The organism is Maribacter aquimaris, assembly GCF_014596745.1.
Lineage (GTDB): Bacteria > Bacteroidota > Bacteroidia > Flavobacteriales > Flavobacteriaceae > Maribacter_A > Maribacter_A aquimaris.
Genome location: NZ_JABTCF010000001.1, coordinates 892,556 through 914,922 on the forward strand (window position 1 = coordinate 892,556; position 22,367 = coordinate 914,922).

Sequence of the window (22,367 nt, forward strand, 5' to 3'; positions counted from 1 at the left end):
GGTTTAAGTTATGGGGACGAAATAAAACATTTCAATCCTTTGAACGTAAAACCACGTCAAAAGTAGATGTATTATCCAATTCCCAAAAGTGATAAGGATACTATTTATCAAAAACAATACTCCAAATACCACGTACTTCATCAACATCATAGCCTAATGCCACATCGGTAGGATATAGTTTCTTTAAAGTGGTCAAGGTTTCAGGAGCGACATTTTCATTGGGTGTTCCGTGGCATTGCAGGCACATCGTATTGGTAGTTATGGGATAATAGAAATGGATTTGACCATTGACCTCTTCTGTCATCGGGCTGATGTCCATTCCACTTTTAGTCATCTGCTTAAAAACACTGATATAATCAAGTTCTTTGGCATTTGCCTGGTTATCGGGATTTCTGGGTTTGTCCGAGACCCTTTTGATTTTAGCCTTATTGACTATGGCCATACTATCGGTTAGCTTTATCGCTTTAAGGTTACAAAACCCAACGGCGCCAACAGTTCCTTTTTCTTGTATTGCGGTTATGAGGTTTTTTCCTAATTGCTGTTGGGTAGACAAGGCATATTTTAAACCCAAGGCACTAAAATCGGTATCCGTAGTGTTCTGACCCATGCCCATTCGCATCTGCCTACCATTTCCCATTCCTTGACCTCTTCCCATTCCTTGACCTTGTCCCATTCCTTGACCTTGTCCCATTCCTTGGCCTTGCCCCATTCCTTGGCCCTTACCATGGTTCATTTGATAATGTTCTTCAAACCATTCCGGCTGATCTATCTCATTATCGTATAGATAATCCGCTATTTGTTTTATTTCCTCCTCGGGGTAAGGAAGGTAAGGCATTACCCCAAAACGTTGTACGGCACCCGGCATTTTCGATTTCTCACGTGTGGGTTTCCTTGACCACTCCACAAAGTCATTGATAAATTCATTTTTGGTGATACCCCCCATTTGATACCGCATTTTAACAGCTGCCATGGGTGGGGCAAGTCGATTAGCCTCTGGAGTGGTCGCATCGTGGCAGATATAACATTTGGTCTCTACGATTTTCTTTCCCGGGTGTTCCCCATCCACTAGGTTGTTTTCCGAAAGTCCATCCCCTATGGAAGTCGTCTTTTCCTTGGTGTCTTTGCAACTTGCCAATACGATAAATACCGCAATACAGTATATAATCCTCATTCTTTGGACATTTTACCCGTTGCACAGCTCACAAACGACTTTGCTTTGGTCGCAAAGGTATTTTTACTATCGACAGAAGGATATCCCAATTCCTTAAGCTTATCCTTAACCCGAAGGGTGTCCTCTGCCGCCGCATAGGTAAATGTCACTGAAGATGATTCCGTGATGACATCAACCTCTGAAATATTCTCCATTTCGGATAATTTATTGGTAATTGTACGGGCACACCCGCCACATTTTAAATTCTGGACTATTATTGTTGCTTTCATTTTTAATACTATTTATTACTTTAAAATATGTAATCCCTTAATTCTTATTATTCCCAAAAGGCCTTTTTACCAACGCATATACCCCCCTTGAAGGTCATACACTTTCTCGAAACCCATATCCAAAACCTTACGAGCCGCCTTTCTGCTTCTACTACCTGATCTGCAGTACAAATATACCGGTTTGCCCTTATCCAACTTTTCAAAAGACGACTTAAAATCACCGCCTTGGAAAAAATCGATATTAATGGCCTTACCTATATGTCCGGTCCTATATTCCCCAGCAGTGCGCACATCCACCAATTGTACCTTTTTATTTCGAATGGCTGCCTTAAAGGCATTTTTATCCAGTACTTCAAACTTATCGGGATCAAGGGCGCCTCCGCCAAAAAGTAAACTTAAAAATGACATCTATTATATGTTTTATCTGTTCTTGTTTATACAGTTTGAAACAAGGGAAAGACCACAATCAATCTGCCCCTCCCTTGCTATCAACCAACTACTTTTATATTGTACTACAGCAGTGTGGTCGGACACACATAATCGGTTCGATCCACTGCCGTATTTGAGATTCCATCGAACCCTTCTACCACATCGGAGAAATTGTCCCACCCCCTTTGTTTTAATATAGAGGCCGCAATCATACTCCGATATCCTCCCGCACAATAAATAACGAAGGGAGTATCTTTTGGAAACTCGGCCAAATGCTCGTTGATCTCATTCAATGGGATATTTTGGGCGCCAACAACATGTTCTGAATCGTATTCACTTTTTTTACGGATATCGACAACCAATGGTTTTGTGGTAGTATACATTTCCGCAAATTCCTGTGACGATATACGATTGATCATCCCAAACTCCTTCTTGGCGATTTTCCAACTATTGAAACCTCCCTTAAGAAAACCTATCGCATGATCATAACCAACCCTTGATAATCGGGTAATGGCCTCTTTTTCCTTATCGGGATAGGTAATGAGCAAGATTTCCTGTTTAATATCAGGGACCATTTCTCCCACCCATTGGGCAAAATTACCGTCCAATCCGATATTGATGCTATTCGGAACATGCCCTTTTGCAAAATCCTCAGGCCCCCTAGTATCCAACATCAAAGCACCTGTTTCATTGGCAGCGGCCTCAAAAGCTTCTGGAGTCAAGGCCTGTGTTCCCCTTTCCATCACGGCATCAAGACTTTCATACCCCTGTATATTCATCATTACATTTTTGGGAAAGTAGGCTGGTGGCGGGGTCAGGCCCGTAAGCAGTTCCTTGATGAACTCCTCTTTGGTCATATCTGCCCGCAAGGCGTAATTGACTTCTTTTTGATGCCCTAAGGTATCGGTAGTCTCCTTACTCATCATTTTACCACAGGCAGAACCTGCACCGTGATTGGGGTATACGATAAGGTCATCGGCCAAAGGCATAATTTTATTCCGTAAGGAATCGTACAGGTATCCTGCCAGTTTTTCCTCAGTAAGCTCTGATACGACGTGTTGCGCCAAATCGGGTCTACCAACATCACCGATAAACAACGTATCGCCTGTGATTATACCGTGTTCCTTCCCTTTTTCGTCAATGAGTAAATAGGTAGTGCTCTCCATCGTATGCCCGGGAGTATGTAAAACCTTTACTTTATACTCCCCTATTTCAAAGACTTGATTATCCTCAGCGACCAAGGCATCATAGCCGGGTTTGGCCGTTGGACCGAAAACTATTTGTGCCCCCGTTTTTTTCCTTAGATCCAAATGGCCACTTACAAAATCGGCATGAAAGTGGGTCTCAAAGACATATTTAATACGGGCATTGTCCTTTTTTGCCCGGTCTATATAAGGTTGTACCTCACGAAGGGGGTCGAAGATGGCTGCCTCACCGTTACTTTCCAAATAATAAGCTGCATGGGCCAAGCAACCCGTATAAATCTGCTCTATTTTCATGATCTTAGTTTGATGTGTTGACCGTATAAAAGTATAATCGTTACCCTGGTTATAAAGTAACAAAGGTTACAAAGATCATAACAACACAATTAAGAACAACTGATATTCGTCAGCAACGAATGAATAATTATAAAGAAACCCAACGAAACGCATTGGACCCTAATCGTTTTACGCCTTCAACAACCGTATTTGATTTCTATGAAGTTCTATTTCCCCCAGGTTTTCGAGCTTTTTAAGCAATCTCGAAATAACAACCCTTGAAGTATGTAACTCATAGGCAATTTGCTGATGGGTGGTACTGATCTCATTGTCCTTGGTTACCCTCGCCTTATCCCTTAAATACTTTAGAAGACGGTCATCCATCCTCAAAAAGGCTATACTATCGATTGTCTCCAACATCTCATTGAGTCTGTTGTGGTAACTCAACAGGACAAAGTTGCGCCAGCTTGTGTATTTTGCCAACCATTCCTCCATCTTTTGGATCGGGATCATGATCAATTTGGCATTCGTTTCGGCTATAGCCCTAACTTCACTTTTCGTGTGCCCCATACAACAATTCAATGTCATGGCACAAGTATCACCATGTTCCAGAAAATACAACAACAATTCATCACCATCGCCATCTTCCCGAAGCACTTTTATTACACCGGATATCAACAAGGGCATTGATTTTACATAATCCCCGATTTCCATCAGCTTATGACCTTCATGAATTTCCCTATATGTCCCTGTCTGGTTTATTTCATTGATGAGTTCTTCTTCAAAAAGATGTCCGTAATTTGCTTGTAGTTCTTTGATCATATGGCTAATGTCGCGATTATAGATGAAATATGGGCTACACCAAAAATAACCCTCAAATTTCAAATTGAAAATGATTCTTGGGAATACTTTTGAAATTGCCTTCATTTTAGTTTAAGTTAATCTAAATGTTTGAAGGGCAAAGCTTTTCGAAGATATACATAATACCTAAAATGACCGATTATTCTGAAGTAAAATTATCCCCAAAAAGAACCGAAAACCTTAATTCCAGGGCTGGGCTATATTGATGTTAAAGGTGGAGAGGGCCTCTCCCAGACCACAATGTCTTCAAAATACCCCAAGGGCATTTACCAAATCGGAAGCCGATGGTTAATCATTGTATTCCCAAAGGATTCTTAACGGGGAACTTTATGTAAAGCCAGGACAAAACCAAATCAACCGTTAAGCTTTGGTCTCATTCAATCCTTGAACCATCCATCCACCAGATCCTGCTCATTTCTGGTACCATTAAGGTGCTCAAATTCGTTTTTGGATAAATTATGGGTATAATCCTTGCCCCATTCTTTATGGTTTTGGGCAATTTGCGAAATGGCATCACAAATAAAATCCACTTCTGCATTCGTCATAGTAGGATGTATAGACATTCGTATCCAGCCCGGTCGTTCCATTAAACAACCTTCCAAAATCATCTGTTCAATGGCCTTGGAGGTCAATTGATCTACATGCAATAAAAAATGTCCGTAAGTACCGGCACAGGAACATCCTCCCCTAGTTTGGATTCCGTATCGATCATTCAATAGCTTAACCACCAGATTATAATGCGCATCATCAATATAAAATGAAAAAACGCCCAATCTATCCTGATGTTCCTTTGCCAAAATGTGGAGATTATCAACCTTACCAAGGTTTTTAAAAATCCTTTGGTTCAATTCATGTTCACGCTTAAGAATATTCACTACCCCCATCTGCTCTTTCAACTGTATCGCCAAGGCTGTCCGTATGGCCTGTAAGAATCCAGGGGTACCCCCATCTTCCCGGGTTTCGATATCATCAATATAATCATGATCGCCCCACGGGTTGGTATAGGTGACCGTTCCCCCTCCGGGATTGTCCGGTATCAGGTTTTTATACAATTTCTTGTTGAAGATAAGAACGCCACTTGAACCTGGTCCTCCTAAAAATTTATGGGGGGAAAAAAAGATAGCGTCCAAGTATTCATTTTCATTTTCCGGATGCATGTCTATTTGAACATAAGGCGCCGAACAGGCAAAATCAACAAAACAAAGTCCATTGTTTTCATGGATCATTTTAGCAACCCTATGATAATCGGTTTGTATACCCGTAACATTGGAGCATCCTGTTATTGAAGCGATTTTCAAGGGGTGCTCCTGATATTTGTCCAATAGCTTTTCGAAACTTTCAAAACAAATCAAGCCTTGTGCGTTACAAGGAATAACCTCAACCTTGGCAATGGTTTCCAACCAAGAGGTTTGGTTGGAATGGTGTTCCATATGCGAAATAAAGACAATTGGCCTTAATTCATCGGGAATCACGGTATGTTTCCTTAGATTTTCCGATACCTTAAGCCCTAAAATCCGTTGGAATTTATTCACTGCCCCTGTCATACCCGTACCAACCGTAATCAAAACATCATCCTCATTGGCATGTACATGCTGTTTAATCTTTCTACGGGACCGATGGTAGGCCATGGTCATTACGGAACCTGTAAAGGATGTTTCCGTATGCGTATTGGCCACGAATGGACCGATTAACGTGCTTAGTTTCTCCTCTATTGGGCCATATAATCTTCCGCTAGCCGTCCAATCAGCATATAGTATTCGTTGCTTTCCATAGGGTGATTCAAAAGTTTGGCCATTACCAACGATATGTTGTCTGAATTGCTGAAAGTAGTTTTCCAATCCAGATTCCCTTACACTTGATTTTGATATGGTTTCGCCCATGGTATAAATTTATAATCCAAAGGTAAAAATAACCTTAAATTATCCATTGGGATACAAATTAAACTAACTACAAGACTTTTCCACTACGCTAAAGGGTCTAAAATTTACGATATTATTAAAATTATAGCTTAAAATATATCTAAATGCACAAATTATATTTAATATATTGACAAATTACCAATTAAACACTGTGATTTGTAACAAAAGTTACACAAAACCAAAGGTGATTCCCATAAATTGAAGAAAACAAAAGCGGAAATTATGAAAAAAGACTTTGAAACTAAGGTTATTGGCTGGGCTTTTATCGTATCGGCCGTACTGTTATGGGGAGGGTGGTTTTTTTCACCCCATCATTTGGGCGAGTATATTATCGCCTCTGATTTTGATGAGATCAACCAAAATCTATGGACATGGATTTGGCTCTATCGTGTTCATATCTTTGGATGGGTCATAATGGGGATTGCCATGTTCGCATTGACGGCAATAGCCACTAAGAAACCGTATCGGGTATTGATTTATCCGGGAGCTGGAATGATTATTGTCGGTACCTTCACTTTAGCCATTGCAGCCGCCTTTTACTATACATTCGGGGCCTGGGGTATAGGAAACACTGCAGGAAAATCACCTGAGGAAACGCAGCAGGTTATGGATGGCTTACTTTTTACCAACCACTATGTAACCTGTTTTGTACGGTTTGGCCGCGTATTTTCAGGGGTAGGCCTTATGATTCTGGGTGCTGCTTTTGTAAAATGGAACATAGTGAACAAAGGTTTGGGCTGGCTTACCATTATCATGGGGTTTGCTGCCATGGCTATTATCATGGGAATTCCCGATAACTATGAAATATATAAACCTATATTTCATGTAAAGGCCTTATGGCTTGTTTTAATGGGGGCAACCTTATTACTCAAGGGAATCAACCTACCTGAAGAAGAGGACTAGATGTTCATCATGAAATAGTTTACATGAAAAAGTCCCGATGCTGTATCGGGACTTTTTTGTTTTATCTAGCATTGGGAAATCGTTCATAGCCAATGACCTTTTTTTTGACCATCCCTATTCCTTTACCATATGGATTGGTTTGGCTTAACCGTTTATACCGGACCATGAATGGATATCCTCATTATGGAAATCAATCCCGTTTGGGGAATGCCAGACTATCCGCTGGATAGGTCTCCTTTAAATACTTCATCTGTGCCTTGGCCCAATCGATTATCATTTCACGTTGTTCATCTGTCAAATTCGCTTGGGGATGAAGGCCTAAATACGTATAGGAATCCAAAGGCATTGCCTTTTTCTCCACCATTTCAATAGTTTCCTCTAGTTTGTGGTTTTGGACATAAAGGGGTTTTTTAGTGAATTCGGAATAATTGAGATGTTTCTTGCCATCAACAACATGTTCATTCAACCACCAAGCTACGGGTTGCACATTGGCATACCAAGGATATTCCGTTTTGTTCGAATGACAATCGTTACAGGATACCTTCAACAATTCGTTTACCCCTGCAGGCACCTCGTATTTCGTTGAAATATCATACGTAAGGTCGTTGGATTCATTTCTTTCCGGGCGAAAGAATTGTATAATTACCAAAAGAACCAGCAGGACTATTAAGACTTTTCTTACCATGATCAATACTTATTTTGAAATAAAATTACATAATCTATTTTGTTCCTTGATACTTATCCCCCAATTATTAGTAGACAAAATCCAATGACTTATCAACACAGACTACCCTATGTCGCCTATTTTTCAAATCCCTGCTATTTTCATCAAAATCTGGGTTTTACAACAACCAATCTGTTCAATTATTTGTATTTAGCAATCCTTTCATCATCAATTTGTCCACTCCAGTTTAATCCAAAGGCAAAATCATAGGTATTTCCATCAGCATCGCTATAGGGTGTCATATCCCTTGGCACATCCTCAAACTGCTTTTCTACAGTTGCCATATCGGAAGGCATTTGAAATGGCAACAAAGCCGAAGGCTCGAACGCCCCTGAAACAATTTCCATAATCGCCTGATCTTGCACACCCATATGGATTAAAATGGCTGAAGCGCTATTCTCTATTTCCGAAAAAACCATGGGTTTTGAAATATGGGCAATAACAACCACAGGTTTGTCCCCCATTTTCGATTTGGTTTCATTGACCAAAGTCATATCCGTAGCGTTCCTGGTTTTAACGGTTTTACCCTTGAAGGAACGATTTTTGAAATCTTCAAACGGACTACCGCCCGCCAAACTGGTCTCACGTGCCTCTTTGGCCGTATAGGATTCATATTGCAGACTAATGGGTACATAACCGTTACCTCCATTATCCAAATCGGATTTGTCATACCCTACGCCTCCATCAGGACTTTTGATGCCCACTAAGGCAAAATCCGCCGCCTTGGGATCATCGACCACTTCAAAATATTTTGACACTACCTCCAGATTAAAGGGGGACTCGGTCCTTTCTGGCGTTACAATACCCCACCAATTTGTGCTTGGGGCAATGTAGCGTTTGGGAATATATACTTTCTTTTTATCTTTAATCGGAAGTATCCCATTGTGGTTTTTAAGCATCACCATAGACCGTAGCTGCGCATTAAAACCAGCCTTCATATATTCTGGGTTCCCAACTTTTTTCCCGGTCTCGGAAACATCCAAATAGGGGCTCTCAAACAATCCAACCCTAAATATATTCTTGAGCAAACGAACAGCGGAAGCTTCAAAACGCTGACGCATATACGCTTCCCCATGTTCAGCTACACCCATTTTATAGGCTTCAAGAATGGGTTCCTTATCATTGTTGCCCCCAAATTGGTCAACGCCGGCCTTAATAGCCTTATAATGACGTTCTGCGACTGTCTTGGTTTCAACGCCCCAACTTTTACCTTGAAATTTGTCAACGGAAGTGACATCCTTGGTTATGCTCCAATCGGTACAGACAACACCATCGTATCCATACTCACCCCGTAATACATCGGTAATCAAATATTTATTGAATCCGTTGCCTACAGCTTCCCCTTCCCCATTGGAAATGGTATAATAGGGCATAACGGCAGCGGCCATTTTAGTTGGCCCGTTCAATTTAAAAGCTCCTTGGGTAAAAGGTTGCAAGTGATCTTTTAGGTTCTTACCCGGATAAACAGCATAGGCCCCATAACCAAAATGGGCATCCCGCCCCCCTTCTTCAGGTCCGCCTCCTGGCCAATGTTTTACCATGGCATTGACACTTTCGAGGCCCCAATTCCCATCTTCGCTGGATTGGAAACCATCTACATAGGCCCTAGCCAAATCGGTGGTTAGATCTGGGTCCTCTCCCATGGTTCCGTCAAAACGGCTCCAACGGGGTTCTGTTGCCAGATCAATTTGGGGAGACAAAGCCGTAGAAATACCTAGGGCCCGGTATTCTTTAGAAGCAATTTCGCCAAATTGTTGCATTAAACTGGAATCAAAAGATGCTGCGATACCTAAAGTTCCCGGCCACATTGAAATTGCTCCCCCTGCACCGGCATTATACTCGGCATAGGAATCACTACCATGCCTAGGGTCCGAACTGGTATTGATAGGAATGCCAAAACCGATAGCTTCAACAAAAGCTTGGGCATTATTATTCCATTGGGCCGCTATTGAAGGAGTTTCAACCTTAGTGATCAAAACATGTCTCAAATGATCATCCTTAAGAAATTTCTTTTGTTCGTCTGAAAGGTCACTAGCTACCGCCCCACTTTCAGGAAAGGATTTACCGGCGTAGTTTGATGTACCAAAACCATGACTAGCCCCGGGAATGGATTGGTGTGAACTGTATAACATGAGTCCGGCAATATCTTCCAAAGAGAGTTTGGAAGCCAGATTTTTCGCCCGTTCATCATCTGACAACCGCCAATCCTCATAGCTATCCAATGTACCATTTTTGTTAAGGTCCTTAAAAGCATATTGGTCAACCTTCAACAGTTGCACACCAGATTCAGTGTGAAATGTCAAATCGCTTCCGTTCGTATTGTTGACCCTTACGTAGCCATCCTTTTCCTCTGTGGTGAATTTATCCCCACAACTCCCCAATAGCAGGGTCAAGGTCAAAGTACTTATTGAAAAATTCGTTTTATTTATGATCATATATTTTTGTTTTAGGCCTACTGTTAGTTTTGCTGAACAAGTTCAAATAATTCCTTATCCAATTGAGGTTTCACCTCACACGTAGTATCGAAATGCATGGTAGCCGTATTTTCCCTATTGTATTCTGTCCATTGGGGTAAACCTTCGTTATTGGGGTTTCCCGTCTTGACAAAATTAATCCATGCCTGACTCATTTTTCCTGCTAAAATCTGGGCATCCTTACCACCTCCTGTCATCTGGTTGGCCAAGGAAACATTATCAAAAACGAAAGGGAGATCCATACAATGTAGTGCCTTGTATTTTCCATCAAAAACAGGGGATTGCCATGTAAACAGATACATATAAACAGGAGCCCCACCTTCCAGTGCCGACTTTTCATTGGCCTGCACAACGGCACCGGGTCTGAACATGGTGTCCACATCCAATAAATCCTTGGCTTTCGTATCGTTAGGATATGCTTTCTTCACTGCCTTTGTGTATTTATCGGCCGCCTTATACGTCTCTTTTAAATAGCTTAGTATAGCTTTATCAGATGCGCCCACGAAGTGCATATTGGCAAAGGGTGGTACTTCGAACTCCTTCCCAAGCATCAATTTTTGTTATGGATTCAAAACGTTTGGCCTTTGCATAAGGAATTCCCTTATAAATAAAGACCTCTTTTTCTATATACCCCCTTACTTTACCGGATTCGGTATTCGTTACCGCTACCTTTTCCCCTGTGATTACTTCTTGTCCAAAACTATTGAAACATGTAAATAATAATCCAGTGACGCAAACCTTTAAGATTAAATCTTTCATTGTTTGCTTTTTTATGGTTTAAGTATTTTAAATATCCCAAGACAAAAGGCTACTTCAAGGCTTCCATTGGGTTGATCACCTAGGAATTTACTTCAAAAGTTATTTGCGTTCTGCAGTAAATAGCCCTGGATCGTCCCAATGGGAAAGTCCTTAAAACATAAAGTAAATAGAAGGAAAACGCTGCTATTTATTTAAAACCTATTTTCTTCAATCCCTCATGGCTAACCTTGATGGCTTCCAATGGTTCCATTTTGAACGTCTTATCCTGTTCTACCATATAGTATTTCATACCTGATAATTTCTTGTTGGCCAATATCCTTGCCAAATCAAGATGACCGGTACCTACAGGAGCAAATCTTCCTTGATCATCCATATCCTTTACATGCCACATTTTAAATCTTTTAGGATATTTCTTAAAATACGCTACTGGATCGGCACCTGCTTTGGTTACCCAAAAAAGATCCATTTGGAAGTTTACATATTTAGAATCGCAATTTTCCAGTAAATATTCAATAGGGATGATACCATCAACGTCTTTTTTATACTCAAAGTCGTGGTTATGATAGAGTAATTTAAGTCCGGCTTTCTTAGCTTTTTTACCCAATGTTGTTAGGATATTGGCTAAATTTTCCGCACCACCTTTCATTCCCATTGTTCTAGTCTCACTATCAACCTTAAAAAGACCCATAGGGGGTACAGGAACAACAAAATACTTAAAGCCTGCTGCCTTTACATCGGCCATCATGGCATCGGCATTGTCCAAAGTAACTGAACCCTGGTGGGTACTAATGGGGTTAAGCCCGAGTTCCTTGAGGTAAGCTTTGAATTCCAAAGGTGTCATATTATAAAATTTACCATCGGAATATCCAGCAGCCTCTATATTGATATATCCAGCATCAGCAACCGCCTTCAAGGTTTCCTTGGCATTGTCACCCATGGCATCACGCACGGTATACAAGGCCAATCCACCAAATTTCTCCTGTGCGTAAGAGGAGAAAACACAAACGAGCATAAAGGAAATCAGCAGCCCGTTAATTAAACTTTTCAATCTTGATCTTTTCATTTTAGTACTTGTTTTGATATTTATTAATATTCCGGTTTATTTATTATTCTATGATTTAAAACTATATAAATAGGGAGCTTTATGGGCTTTTCCCTGATATAATTTCTCTTGGCGTTCCAGGATATCCATACCTAAAATCCGGCGTTGAAAGGAAGTTCTTCTTAATTTTTTCCCTAAAATGGTCTCGTATACCATTTGCAATTGTTTCATGGTGAATTTGGAAGGTAATAGATTCATACCGATCAACTTTTTTTCAAAGTTATCGCGCAATACCTCAAGGGCTTTATTCACTATCTGGTTATGATCCATCATCAAGGGCGGTAATTCGTCTATGGGATACCAATTAATATTATCGGAAAGCTCATCCGGCTTGGGTGTCACCTCATCGTAATTGATCAACGCATAATAAGACACGGAAAGAAATCGATCTAACATCCATTGATGCGCTTGCCTATCCATTCCATTCCCTTCCAGGATACGCTCCATGGCTTGGGGATCGGAGCGGGTCAGGCTTCCAAAAGTATAAAACTGCTCCAGGTAAATTTGATCTAGGCCGGTACGTTCCCTAACCCCTCTTTCCGCTGCAGCATCCAAACTCTCATTCCGTTTTACAAATCCACCGGGTAATGCAAAAAGGCCGGTATTGTAATATTCCAAAATTAAGATCTTGAGTTGTTTTCCATTGAAACCAAAAATAACCGAATCGTATGAAACATTTGGGATAAAGCCTTTATGTTCAATGTTATCGATCTTTTTTTTTGCTCTATCAACCATGTTACTATCAAAATAAAGACAAAATGGCAAGAAAACAAAGCTTTATTGTAATAATTTGAGACAATAGTATTCAACTAGGAACAAATGACATTTATCATAGGTTATCTAATAGCTTTGGAATACTCTAAAAAATTAAATGGGACTTACCTTTAAAACATATTTGACCGCATTATTTCCATTGGAAAACCAAAATGTTCACTTTACCTTAGGTTCCCAATAAATCAGAATGAAAATATTTTCAAAAGTCATACCTTTAATACTCCCTAAAAATTTCAATATTGAACAGGGGCATGTAAGTTAGAACAATACATATTCGTTCCTAAGGGCAATGCCTTTGGAATACGATAATTAGATTTAATCAAATATCAATCCAGACCAACTTAATAGAGATGCATAAATCCATACCATTTTCAATCATTTTTTTGTTTATTATCCCGACGTTCGTAATTTCCCAAGACATCGATTTCAACCCAAATGATTGGCAAGACCCCGGTATTTTCGAAAAAGGGCAAACAGCGCCCCATGCCTTTCACATTCCCTTTGACACTGAGACCGAGGCTTTGACGAACGACCCATCCCAAAATAATAATTACCAATTACTGAACGGCCAATGGGATTTTAAATGGGTCAAAACCCCTAATGAAGTGCCCAATCGTTTTTGGGAACCCACATTCAATACCAAGGAATGGGACAAAATACAAGTACCTAGCAACTGGCAAATGGAAGGCTACGGCCATCCAAAATTCAGGAATACAAGCCTATCCTTTGAGAGTGACCCTCCCAATATCCCTTCTTATTACAATCCGGTCGGTTGTTATCGCCGCTCCATTTCCATTCCCGAATCTTGGAAAGACAAGCGTGTAAAATTACGATTTGAGGGCGTAAAATCGGCCACTTATGTTTGGTTAAACGGAAAACGGGTGGGATATAACCAAGGTGGTTTTGAACCGGCGGAATTTGACATTTCACCGTTCCTTGAAATAGGAGAAAATACGTTGGCCGTACAAGTTATTCGATTTAGTGATGGCTCTTACCTAGAAAATCAGGATATGTGGCGATTATCGGGAATCTTCAGGGATGTAAAATTATATGCACAACCCAAGACCATGATCAAGGACCATTATATTGTTACTGATTTGGATGATACCTACAAAAATGCCACCCTTAGCGTGTCGGCTGTTATCGGCAATGAAGAAAACCGGAACAGAAAGATGCTTCTCGATTTTGATGTATTCGATGACAATAACAACTCCATCCTAGGAAGAAAGGCCGAATCCGGTCTCTTGAATGTTCATTCACATTCCTCCGAAAAGGTCAATATTGCCATAAAGGTCCTTAACCCAAAAAAATGGTCGGCAGAAATGCCAAACCGCTATACGATCTTAGTTCGATTAAAAGATGAAAATGGTACCATACTAGAAGCTTTTTCACAAAAAATAGGTTTTCGTGAAGTGGAATACAACAACAAAATCCTAACGGTCAATGGGGTGCCTATCAAATTGAACGGCATCAACAGTCACATGCACCACCCTGAAAAAGGGCAGGCTGTACCCTTGGAAACCCTTAGGAAGGATCTTGAAATCATGAAACAGTTCAATATGAACTGCGTAAGAACCTGCCATTACCCCCCTACCCCGGAATATTTGGAACTTGCCGATGAATTGGGTATTTATGTGGTTGACGAGGTAGGTGACGAAGCCCACAGCAACCTTCAATTATCCGAAGATCCCAAATGGACGGAAATGTACAAGGACAGAACTAGGAAATTGGTTTACCGTGACCGTAACCACCCGTCTGTAATCATGTGGAGTGCCGGCAATGAATCCGGAAGCGGGGAAAACATAAAAGCCGTTATTGAAACCGGAAAAGAAATAGACCCAAGCAGGCCCGCTTGGATGTATGGAGGAAATACATTTTATATTCCCTTTGAGGATATTGTAGGTCCACGGTATTACATTCCCCTTGGCCTACGACATATCGTCGAAGGGGATATGTTGCCCCAAGGTGATATACGTTCCTCCTTCATGGATGAATACTTGGCCGCTACCGGAAACAGTTTGGGTGGGTTGGATGAATATTGGGATATCATACGCCGCTCTCCGCGATCTATGGGCGGTGCGATCTGGGATTTTGTGAGTCCCGGAATTAACACTCCCCGTTGGACATTACCCGATAAATCACCCAAGAAGAACGACGGACAAATTATGGGAAGACCCACTTTTGTTGAAGGAAAGCATGGTAGGGGACTTCAATTCACAGGACATGATGACTGGGTGGAGTTTTACCGTGACCCATCCCTTGATATCACAGGTAATGCCCTTTCCATAGGATTCTGGATAAAGCCATCGAAAATTCCACAACCCAATATCTTTTTGGGTAAAGGGAAGGAACAATACGGGATTCAAATGCAAGACCCAGAAACTTTGGAGTTTTATATCAATTCCAAAAGTACAGACAACTACCTGATCAACGATAGGATTTCGGCAAAAGTAAAGGTTGGACCCGATTTCTATGGGAATTGGCACCATATTGCCGGAATATATGATGGTCAAAGATTGAAATTATATGTAGATGACACGGTAGTGGCAACCACCGAATTTACTGGAAATATATCGACAACAGCCTTTCCTTTATGCTTAGGAAGGGAAGCTGAAAAACAAGACCAAGGGGAATTAAGTGGACGTATGTCAAGTATGGTCTTGGACGATGTTCGGGTTTTTGACCATGCGGTAACCCTTGCCGACCTGAAAAGCAAGGTTGACGATGCTGTTTTAGCACTCGATTTTGATACGGACAGGAAGGGTGATGACTTTTATGCCGTTGGTTTGGGTGGAAGGACCTATGGGGTCATTTGGCCAGACCGTACGATTCAACCAGAGATACATCAAATCAAAAAATCAGGGCAGCCGATTGGTTTTGAAATGGTCGATAGCAAGGAAAGCCTTGTAAAGATTACAAATTACCATCATTTTAAAAACCTCAACCAATTGAATGGGTATTGGTCGCTTCAAGAAGATGGTAGGGAAATTGAAAACGGTAGCCTCCCATTAGATTTACCGGCACAGCAATCCGTGGAAATCAATATCCCTTACCAAACAAAATCAAGCCAAGGGGAACGGATATTGACTATTGGATTCTCCTTAAAGGAAAAGGTCGATTGGGCTTCTGATAATTACGAGGTGGCCTGGGAACAATTCATCTTGGAAAAAACGAGTGCACCATTGACCGAAATACCTGTTGGGAATAACTTACAGATTGAGGAAACCGCCTCGGAGCTTACGATTTTCAACAAGGACTTCACCTACATTTACAATAAGGAAACGGGTAAATGGAAATCCATGTTATATCAAGGTACCGAATATTTAGAGGGAGGTCCAGAATTTAAGATATGGCGTGCACCACTCGCAAATGACGTTGACCCATGGGGCGCCTACAAATACAACAGTAATCAAATGACAACAGGTTATGGACGTTCTATAGACAACCAGTTACGGACTTTAGGTCTTCGGGACATGCATAATCTTGTGGATATGGTGCGTGTTTCCAAGAATGCCCATGAGGTTAAAATAAAAACCAAGGTATGGTCTAGCTCATCTTTGGATCCCCGGATAATGATGTTGGTGAGTAATGATCTGTCTGCCTTTGAACGGGATGAAACATGGACGATATATCCCGATGGGACCTTGGAATTAAACCAAGAAATAACCCCCCACGGTACCATGCCGGAAATACTTCCGAAAGAAGGGCTCCAATTTCAATTACCCAAGGAATTCAATCAAGTTTCCTGGTATGGCAGAGGACCCTTTGAAACCTATCCTGATAGAAAGACAGGCGCGAAGTTCGGAATTTACAATTCCAATGTGGATGATATGTATGAACCCTACATACTCCCCCAGGATTATGGCAATCGCACCGATGTACGATGGTTAAAAGTCAGCAATGCGCAGGGTAAGGGACTCTGGATTTCCGGTGATACAGCATTGAATTTCAGTTTGCACAAATACGACACCGATAATCTATCCCGTGCCGTTTACACCTATCAATTAAAGGAGGCCCCACATACCATTTTGAACATCGACCGCAAAGTATCGGGAGTTGGTGGTACCGCCATAAGACAGTTACAGAATTACAGGGAAAAAGCTATTAGTGGTCATTATCAACTAAGAATAAAACCATTTTAGAGGTTCTTGGCTGTAGATTTGAAGCCGTTTATTTAATTCTGCTATTTTTTGGCAACAAAGACATTGGCGACCAAGGCGCCAACGATCATAAGGATACCCAAAAAGCTCCATATGGTATAGACATCACCAAACCATAGCACCCCTACGGTTATGGTGAAGACAACTTCAATATACTTTAAAGGCGCCACTACATTGGTTTTTGCGATTTGAAATGCCTTGGTCATAAAAATCTGACCGAAAAACCCAAAAATACCTAGACCTAAAAACAACCACCAATCGTTGCCTTCAGGGACCTTCCAATTAAAAATACTCAGAATACCCCCGATTACGGTTCCAACGAACATAAAATAGTTAACGATAATTATGGGTGGGTCGCTTTTTCCAATCCTGCGGATGGCCACATATACCAATCCACTAAAAACAGAGGCCGCCAGTATCAGAACAAGTCCGGTATTATCAATGGCACTGTCAAATCCTTTAAGTATAAGCACACCTAAAAAAGCCAGAAAAAATAAGGGCCATTGCATTGGACGGAGTTTTTCTCCCAGTAACAAAACCGCAAAAATAGTCGCGAATATCGGGGATAAATATCGAAGGGAGACCGCTGTCCCAACAGGCAAATATTTCAAAGACATAAAGAAAAGGCTCATAGCCGTCAACCCTAAGAATGATCGAACCAGCATTAATGTCTTCTTATTCCCCCATATATCAATGCCCTTCCATAAGATATAGGTGGTCCCCAAGACAAACGATCCCAAAGACCTAAAGAAAACAATCTCAAAAGTTGGAAAACTAGCCAGATACTTTACCACCGAATTCATTAGTGTAAATGAAAAAGTGCTGACAATCATATAAAGGATAGCTTTTTTCACTAGTCATTTTTTAGGCTATATCAACCTAATCCATACCTTGGTATATTATTGGCTAAAATAAACTGGGTTTTAAGGAAATAAAGGTTCAAAATTACGGTTAATTCCCCACTTGATTGTACTATTTCGTTCGTTTTGGAATTATGATAAAATCCCATTACCATATCTTCTAAACTTTAAAAAAGACAGATGTTGTTTGACAAAAAGACAATCTTTGCCTAAGGGACATCCATAAAAAAGCATCCTTCTAGGGGCAAATGAAAATAAAAAACAACGAAGAATCATCTTAATGGCAATCCCAAAATCTTGATTTCATGGATCAACCAAGCTATGGCCCCAAAAAAACCATTCCGATTGGCAACCAATAATATATTTTTTATTGCTCTTGATATGGGTGCCCAAGATCATCACAGGCTCTTTTCAAACTATCCCTCCAATAGGGTATTTCAATTTGAAGCACATTTTTAATCTTGGATGTATCGAGCACGCTAAAACTCGGTCTTTTAGCCGGAAGAGGATAAGCCTCCGTTCGTATTGGCAATAGCTGGACAACAACGTCATTGATATCGAAAATGGCCTTGGCAAAGTCGTACCAACTCGCTACGCCTTCATTGCTATAGTGATATACCCCATAAGCATCAATTTTATTCAAAACAAACAACAATATCACTTCCGCAAGGTCCTTCGCATATGTCGGTGTTCCGATCTGGTCATAGACGACGGAAAGGCTTTCCCTTTCCCTACCATATTTCAGCATCGATTTCAAGAAATTGGAACCATATTCTGAATACAACCAAGAAGTACGAATAATAAAATGTTTTTGACAAAGCGATTGTACCGCTAGTTCCCCCTTCAATTTTGATTTACCATATTCCCCTAAGGGATTGGTCTTATCCTTTTCGGAATACGGCTCACTTCGGGCACCGTCAAAAACGAAATCCGTGGAAATATGGATCAAAACCATATCATTCCTATCACAGGCCTCTGCTAGGTTTTCAGGGCCAACGTGATTTACCAAATCCACTTTCATTTGATCCTTTTCCGCACCATCGACATTCGTATAGGCAGCCGTATTGATACAAAAATGATAGTTCCCATTTTCAAACTCCTTAAAAACAGCCACTTTATCGCTGATATCCAGTTCCTTGGAGGATTTATAAATACATTCCAGGGTACCTGTATGATCGGACGCTACCTCCCTGATACATTTCCCCAACTGTCCACTACCACCGGTTACCAATACTCTTAACATAGAAACCACCTCAAGATTTAATAATAAAGTCTTCCTTCAATTCCTTAAAAGTAGGCAAAACCAGGTCTTTTTCCGAAATGATAAGCTCCTTCTCTGGGAATTTCCAATCAATATTAAAAAATGGATCATTGAACAACATACCCCCTTCAGACGCTTTATTGTAATAGTTATCGCACTTATATGAGAATATCGCAGATTCACTCAGGGTGACAAAGCCATGGGCACATCCTCTGGGCATAAATACCTGGGTATTGTTTTTATCGGATAACTCCATGGTAAACACTTTCAAATACGATGGCGAATCCTTTCTTAGATCTACAGTCACATCGAGGACTTTTCCTTGGAGAACACGGACCAATTTAGCCTGGGCGTATTCACCTTTTTGGAAATGCAACCCCCTTAAAACACCTTTTGTTGAAAAGGATTGATTGTCCTGTACAAAATCAACGTTTTTTCCAATAAACGAAGTAAACTTTTCATGATTATAACTTTCAAAAAAATAACCGCGCCCGTCGTAGAAAATTTTTGGGGTAATGGTATAACAACCTTCTATATGTGTTTTTTCTATTTTCATTGGTGCTAAGTTAGGGAATCTAATAATGTCTTACTAGAACCACCTTCATCCAAAGGTATTGTACGTTTTTTATATTGTTTTTTGATATGGATCCCATCCTGTAGGCCGCTGCCTCGATAGAACCAACAATATGTCCTTGTCTTTCCTCTATGACCTGTTCAAACAGGGCTGCCTGCATTAAAGAATTGATAGGTATCCAATACCACCTATTCCAAGCCTATTCTGATTGGGTACGGATCACTGGCCCTATCTTTTCTCCAGAACTACCTCCCGAAATCAACCCTAGGGTTAAAGGTCTAAGTTACAAATTTGAAATGGTTTGGTACAGGTTCATAATCCCAATTGTATCATTCCCGTTAAGCACCACTACCGTAATCTCCTTCTATTATAAAATAATGGGAATCATGGATTTAAGCGGTAAAACTATTCAAGTCCACATATATTCCTACCCGTTAAAACCGATACATTGCGAGTGATTTTACCGATAGGCCGCAATCTTTAATTTAAAACTAAAAGAACACTGGTTTCAACCAATAGTGGATATATTTGAATAAAATATTGGCTATTGGAAGAAGAGTTGATCAAAAAATTATCGCTGGATGATTTTATTCAGATAATGGGTGAAGAACCCCAATCTGAAGGCCTTCACGTGTTTATCTCCAAAAATTTCACCCAAATCCCTGTTACCTACCCTTTTAGAAATTTGGGTAACGATATCCTATTTGTTGAAAAAGGCAACCTAAAAGTTTCTATTAATTTAATGATCCATACCCTAAAGAAGAATGAGTCTATCGCGGTTGCCCAGAAATCAGTGATTCAAATACTTGAAATCAGTGATGACCTAAGCGTGATCAATATCAATTTCTCAACAAAGTTCATAGTCGATAATTTTTTCAAAAGCAACAGTATAGATGCCTTTGGTTATTTCACCCATACTAATGCCCCCAAATTAAAGCTTGGCAAACAAGAGGGAAAGATGTTCAAAATAATGGCACGTATACTGAAGGACAATAATAAAAAAGAGCTGGCCCTATTCAAAGAGGATATCATTAGAAATACTTTCGGTGTCATCGCCTATACGTATGCCGATATCTTTAAACGGACTTATCCCGACCTCAAAGTGGAATTAACTCGACAGGAAGAATTGACCATCCGTTTCTGGAATATTCTCCAAGAAAATGTAAAAATTGAAAGGTCAGTCCAATTTTATGCGGATACCCTTAATGTTACTACAGGCCATTTATCCAAAACCCTCAAGGAAGTCAGTGGCAAAACCGCCTCGCAATTGATTGAGGCTGCCGTAATTATCGAAGCCCGTTTACTCCTGCAAGACCCAAAACTTTCCATAGCCCAGATTGCAGAAGAACTAAGCTTTCCCGATCAATCCTTTTTTGGTAAGTACTTTAAAAAACAAATAGGCCTATCCCCTTCTGCCTATAGAAAAAAAAGTAGTAAATAGACCAATTATCTGTCTAGATTCTAAATTATTCAAGCTCCAAAACGTCAAAATAATCGAATTTGACCAATTTTAGCTTTATTATAACCTATACCAACGTTTCTAAAAGTTTGAATTTTGCGCCCTGAAATAATAATAACGCAAGAAAAATCAAAACTTAAAAACGTATTTCAAAATGAAAATCCATCATTTATTTTTTATAACAGCCCTTCTTATACTTTCCAGTTGTTCCGAAAAAAAGGAAAAAGTAAAGGAATCAAAGGTCCTTAAGGTTGAGATCACCAAAATTGTTTCCAACACAGAAAATGAAACGTTAAGCTATAGTGGAACCATTGAAGCGGATAATACCGTTTCTTTAGGGTTTATGGTCGCCGGAAGGGTAGCCGAAATCTATGCCCAAGAGGGTCAAAAAGTAAAAAAGGGACAACTACTGGCCTCCATCGAAGCAACATCCTATAAAAATGCATACGATATCGCCGATGCGGGACTCGAATTGGCCAATGACAATTACAAACGGTTAGACGAACTGTATACCAAAGGAAGTTTGCCTGAACGCGATTTTATCGCGGTTAAAGTCGGCCTGGCACAAGCCAATGCCAACAAGAATATGGCAGCCAAGAATTTGTCCGACACAAAGTTATATGCTCCCTTCGCAGGAATGATCACGGCTAAACTAACCGAAATGGGTGCTACTGTAGCTCCCGGAGTACCGGCCTTTACCGTTATGAAAACCGATAAGGTGTATGCCAAAGCCTCTATCAGTGAATCGGAAATCTCAAAACTCAAAGTAGGATCCGAAGCCCAGATAGAAATTCCATCGATGCACAAGACCTTTACTGGAAAGGTTGCTATCGTTAACCTAAGTGCAGACGCAGTTACCAGAACCTTTAACGTTAAGGTTCGTCTGGACAATAGTGAAAACCAACTGCTTCCCGGAATGATCTCAAACATAAAGATCCATACCGATAACAACCAAGAAGTAATCAGCATACCGGCACAGGCCGTCGTTCGCGATATCAACGATATCACTTATGCCTTTATCGTTGAAAACAATAAAGCGATTAAGAAGCGTGTGGATATCGGTGACTTTAAGGGGAACCAGGTGGTTATTACCAAAGGCATATCCGCCGGGGACTTATTGATTTCAAAAGGATACACGAATGTTAAAGATGGTCAGGAAGTAACCTTTTAATTCAAGCAAAGTCAACAAA

Annotated in this window: 19 protein-coding genes; 4 read left to right on the plus strand and 15 right to left on the minus strand. The window is 40.5% G+C overall.

The window, feature by feature from the left end:
- Positions 1-100: 100 nt before the first annotated feature.
- The 6 genes from HPE56_RS03865 to HPE56_RS03890 form a co-directional block, all read right to left on the minus strand.
- Complete coding sequence (locus HPE56_RS03865) at positions 101-1,171, minus strand: c-type heme family protein (protein ID WP_188242428.1); 1,071 nt, start codon at positions 1,169-1,171, stop codon at positions 101-103.
- The gene (locus tag HPE56_RS03870) at positions 1,168-1,440 is read right to left on the minus strand and encodes a heavy-metal-associated domain-containing protein (RefSeq protein ID WP_188242429.1); all 273 of its coding nucleotides are present in this window, start codon (positions 1,438-1,440) and stop codon (positions 1,168-1,170) included. Before HPE56_RS03870 ends, HPE56_RS03865 begins: the two co-directional genes overlap by 4 nt.
- Positions 1,441-1,506: 66 nt before the next feature.
- A complete protein-coding gene (locus tag HPE56_RS03875) occupies positions 1,507-1,848 on the minus strand; it encodes a rhodanese-like domain-containing protein (RefSeq protein ID WP_188242430.1) in 342 nt (113 codons plus the stop codon).
- A gap of 104 nt (positions 1,849-1,952) precedes the next feature.
- Entirely contained in the window at positions 1,953-3,368 is a 1,416-nt protein-coding gene (locus HPE56_RS03880) for an MBL fold metallo-hydrolase (protein WP_188242431.1), read from the minus strand.
- Between the two features lie 168 nt (positions 3,369-3,536).
- The gene (locus HPE56_RS03885) at positions 3,537-4,169 is read right to left on the minus strand and encodes a Crp/Fnr family transcriptional regulator (RefSeq protein WP_188242518.1); all 633 of its coding nucleotides are present in this window, start codon (positions 4,167-4,169) and stop codon (positions 3,537-3,539) included.
- 416 nt (positions 4,170-4,585) lie between these two features.
- Positions 4,586-6,088, minus strand: coding sequence for an aminotransferase class V-fold PLP-dependent enzyme (locus HPE56_RS03890; protein WP_188242432.1), 1,503 nt, complete (start codon positions 6,086-6,088; stop codon positions 4,586-4,588).
- 261 nt (positions 6,089-6,349) lie between these two features.
- On the opposite strand from HPE56_RS03890, the gene HPE56_RS03895 reads away from it, so the two are divergent.
- Positions 6,350-7,030: a hypothetical protein gene (locus tag HPE56_RS03895; RefSeq protein ID WP_188242433.1), complete on the plus strand. Its 681-nt coding sequence runs from the start codon at positions 6,350-6,352 to the stop codon at positions 7,028-7,030.
- Positions 7,031-7,220: 190 nt separating this feature from the next.
- Here HPE56_RS03895 and HPE56_RS03900 read toward each other — a convergent pair whose 3' ends face one another.
- From HPE56_RS03900 to HPE56_RS03925, 6 genes are all read right to left on the minus strand, one after another.
- On the minus strand, positions 7,221-7,715 hold the full coding sequence (locus HPE56_RS03900; protein ID WP_188242434.1) for a heme-binding domain-containing protein: 495 nt from the start codon (positions 7,713-7,715) through the stop codon (positions 7,221-7,223).
- Positions 7,716-7,894: 179 nt separating this feature from the next.
- Positions 7,895-10,189: a glycoside hydrolase family 3 protein gene (locus HPE56_RS03905; protein ID WP_188242435.1), complete on the minus strand. Its 2,295-nt coding sequence runs from the start codon at positions 10,187-10,189 to the stop codon at positions 7,895-7,897.
- Between the two features lie 23 nt (positions 10,190-10,212).
- Complete coding sequence (locus HPE56_RS03910) at positions 10,213-10,731, minus strand: carboxylesterase family protein (RefSeq protein WP_317173168.1); 519 nt, start codon at positions 10,729-10,731, stop codon at positions 10,213-10,215.
- Positions 10,718-10,987 (minus strand): carboxylesterase family protein, encoded by a 270-nt coding sequence (locus HPE56_RS03915; protein WP_188242437.1) that lies wholly within the window; start codon positions 10,985-10,987, stop codon positions 10,718-10,720. Before HPE56_RS03915 ends, HPE56_RS03910 begins: the two co-directional genes overlap by 14 nt.
- Before the next feature lie 187 nt (positions 10,988-11,174).
- Complete coding sequence (locus tag HPE56_RS03920; RefSeq protein ID WP_188242438.1) at positions 11,175-12,050, minus strand: sugar phosphate isomerase/epimerase family protein; 876 nt, start codon at positions 12,048-12,050, stop codon at positions 11,175-11,177.
- Between the two features lie 48 nt (positions 12,051-12,098).
- Entirely contained in the window at positions 12,099-12,824 is a 726-nt protein-coding gene (locus HPE56_RS03925) for an NUDIX hydrolase (protein WP_188242439.1), read from the minus strand.
- Positions 12,825-13,213: 389 nt separating this feature from the next.
- Here HPE56_RS03925 and HPE56_RS03930 point away from each other — a divergent pair, with 389 nt between their 5' ends.
- On the plus strand, positions 13,214-17,005 hold the full coding sequence (locus tag HPE56_RS03930; RefSeq protein WP_188242440.1) for a beta-galactosidase small subunit-related protein: 3,792 nt from the start codon (positions 13,214-13,216) through the stop codon (positions 17,003-17,005).
- Between the two features lie 41 nt (positions 17,006-17,046).
- Here the strand turns inward: HPE56_RS03930 and HPE56_RS03935 are convergent, their stop codons facing one another.
- The 3 genes from HPE56_RS03935 to rfbC all read right to left on the minus strand — a co-directional run bounded on the left by HPE56_RS03935 (position 17,047) and on the right by rfbC (position 19,700).
- Positions 17,047-17,877 carry a DMT family transporter gene (locus HPE56_RS03935; RefSeq protein ID WP_317173169.1) on the minus strand — a complete coding sequence of 277 codons (831 nt, stop codon included), beginning with the start codon at positions 17,875-17,877 and terminating at the stop codon, positions 17,047-17,049.
- A 373-nt stretch (positions 17,878-18,250) separates the two neighbouring features.
- Positions 18,251-19,126 (minus strand): dTDP-4-dehydrorhamnose reductase, encoded by an 876-nt coding sequence (gene rfbD, locus HPE56_RS03940; RefSeq protein ID WP_188242441.1) that lies wholly within the window; start codon positions 19,124-19,126, stop codon positions 18,251-18,253.
- A gap of 10 nt (positions 19,127-19,136) precedes the next feature.
- Positions 19,137-19,700 (minus strand): dTDP-4-dehydrorhamnose 3,5-epimerase, encoded by a 564-nt coding sequence (rfbC, locus tag HPE56_RS03945; protein WP_188242442.1) that lies wholly within the window; start codon positions 19,698-19,700, stop codon positions 19,137-19,139.
- A gap of 565 nt (positions 19,701-20,265) precedes the next feature.
- Between rfbC and HPE56_RS03950 the strand changes: the two genes are divergently transcribed.
- Together HPE56_RS03950 and HPE56_RS03955 are read left to right on the plus strand one after the other, a co-directional pair.
- Complete coding sequence (locus HPE56_RS03950) at positions 20,266-21,159, plus strand: helix-turn-helix domain-containing protein (RefSeq protein WP_188242443.1); 894 nt, start codon at positions 20,266-20,268, stop codon at positions 21,157-21,159.
- 172 nt (positions 21,160-21,331) lie between these two features.
- Positions 21,332-22,348: an efflux RND transporter periplasmic adaptor subunit gene (locus HPE56_RS03955; RefSeq protein ID WP_188242444.1), complete on the plus strand. Its 1,017-nt coding sequence runs from the start codon at positions 21,332-21,334 to the stop codon at positions 22,346-22,348.
- Positions 22,349-22,367: the final 19 nt, after the last annotated feature.

What these genes read in the sequence shown, in the direction of transcription:
- HPE56_RS03895 (WP_188242433.1), top strand. Translation starts at nt 6,350, where the DNA reads ATGAAAAAAGACTTTGAAACTAAGGTTATTGGCTGGGCTTTTATCGTA.
- HPE56_RS03925 (WP_188242439.1), bottom strand. Translation starts at nt 12,824, where the DNA reads ATGGTTGATAGAGCAAAAAAAAAGATCGATAACATTGAACATAAAGGC.
- rfbC (WP_188242442.1), bottom strand. Translation starts at nt 19,700, where the DNA reads ATGAAAATAGAAAAAACACATATAGAAGGTTGTTATACCATTACCCCA.
- HPE56_RS03905 (WP_188242435.1), bottom strand. Translation starts at nt 10,189, where the DNA reads ATGATCATAAATAAAACGAATTTTTCAATAAGTACTTTGACCTTGACC.
- HPE56_RS03865 (WP_188242428.1), bottom strand. Translation starts at nt 1,171, where the DNA reads ATGAGGATTATATACTGTATTGCGGTATTTATCGTATTGGCAAGTTGC.
- HPE56_RS03870 (WP_188242429.1), bottom strand. Translation starts at nt 1,440, where the DNA reads ATGAAAGCAACAATAATAGTCCAGAATTTAAAATGTGGCGGGTGTGCC.
- HPE56_RS03915 (WP_188242437.1), bottom strand. Translation starts at nt 10,987, where the DNA reads ATGAAAGATTTAATCTTAAAGGTTTGCGTCACTGGATTATTATTTACA.
- HPE56_RS03890 (WP_188242432.1), bottom strand. Translation starts at nt 6,088, where the DNA reads ATGGGCGAAACCATATCAAAATCAAGTGTAAGGGAATCTGGATTGGAA.
- HPE56_RS03900 (WP_188242434.1), bottom strand. Translation starts at nt 7,715, where the DNA reads ATGGTAAGAAAAGTCTTAATAGTCCTGCTGGTTCTTTTGGTAATTATA.
- HPE56_RS03955 (WP_188242444.1), top strand. Translation starts at nt 21,332, where the DNA reads ATGAAAATCCATCATTTATTTTTTATAACAGCCCTTCTTATACTTTCC.
- HPE56_RS03920 (WP_188242438.1), bottom strand. Translation starts at nt 12,050, where the DNA reads ATGAAAAGATCAAGATTGAAAAGTTTAATTAACGGGCTGCTGATTTCC.
- HPE56_RS03880 (WP_188242431.1), bottom strand. Translation starts at nt 3,368, where the DNA reads ATGAAAATAGAGCAGATTTATACGGGTTGCTTGGCCCATGCAGCTTAT.
- HPE56_RS03930 (WP_188242440.1), top strand. Translation starts at nt 13,214, where the DNA reads ATGCATAAATCCATACCATTTTCAATCATTTTTTTGTTTATTATCCCG.
- HPE56_RS03875 (WP_188242430.1), bottom strand. Translation starts at nt 1,848, where the DNA reads ATGTCATTTTTAAGTTTACTTTTTGGCGGAGGCGCCCTTGATCCCGAT.
- HPE56_RS03885 (WP_188242518.1), bottom strand. Translation starts at nt 4,169, where the DNA reads ATGATCAAAGAACTACAAGCAAATTACGGACATCTTTTTGAAGAAGAA.
- rfbD (WP_188242441.1), bottom strand. Translation starts at nt 19,126, where the DNA reads ATGTTAAGAGTATTGGTAACCGGTGGTAGTGGACAGTTGGGGAAATGT.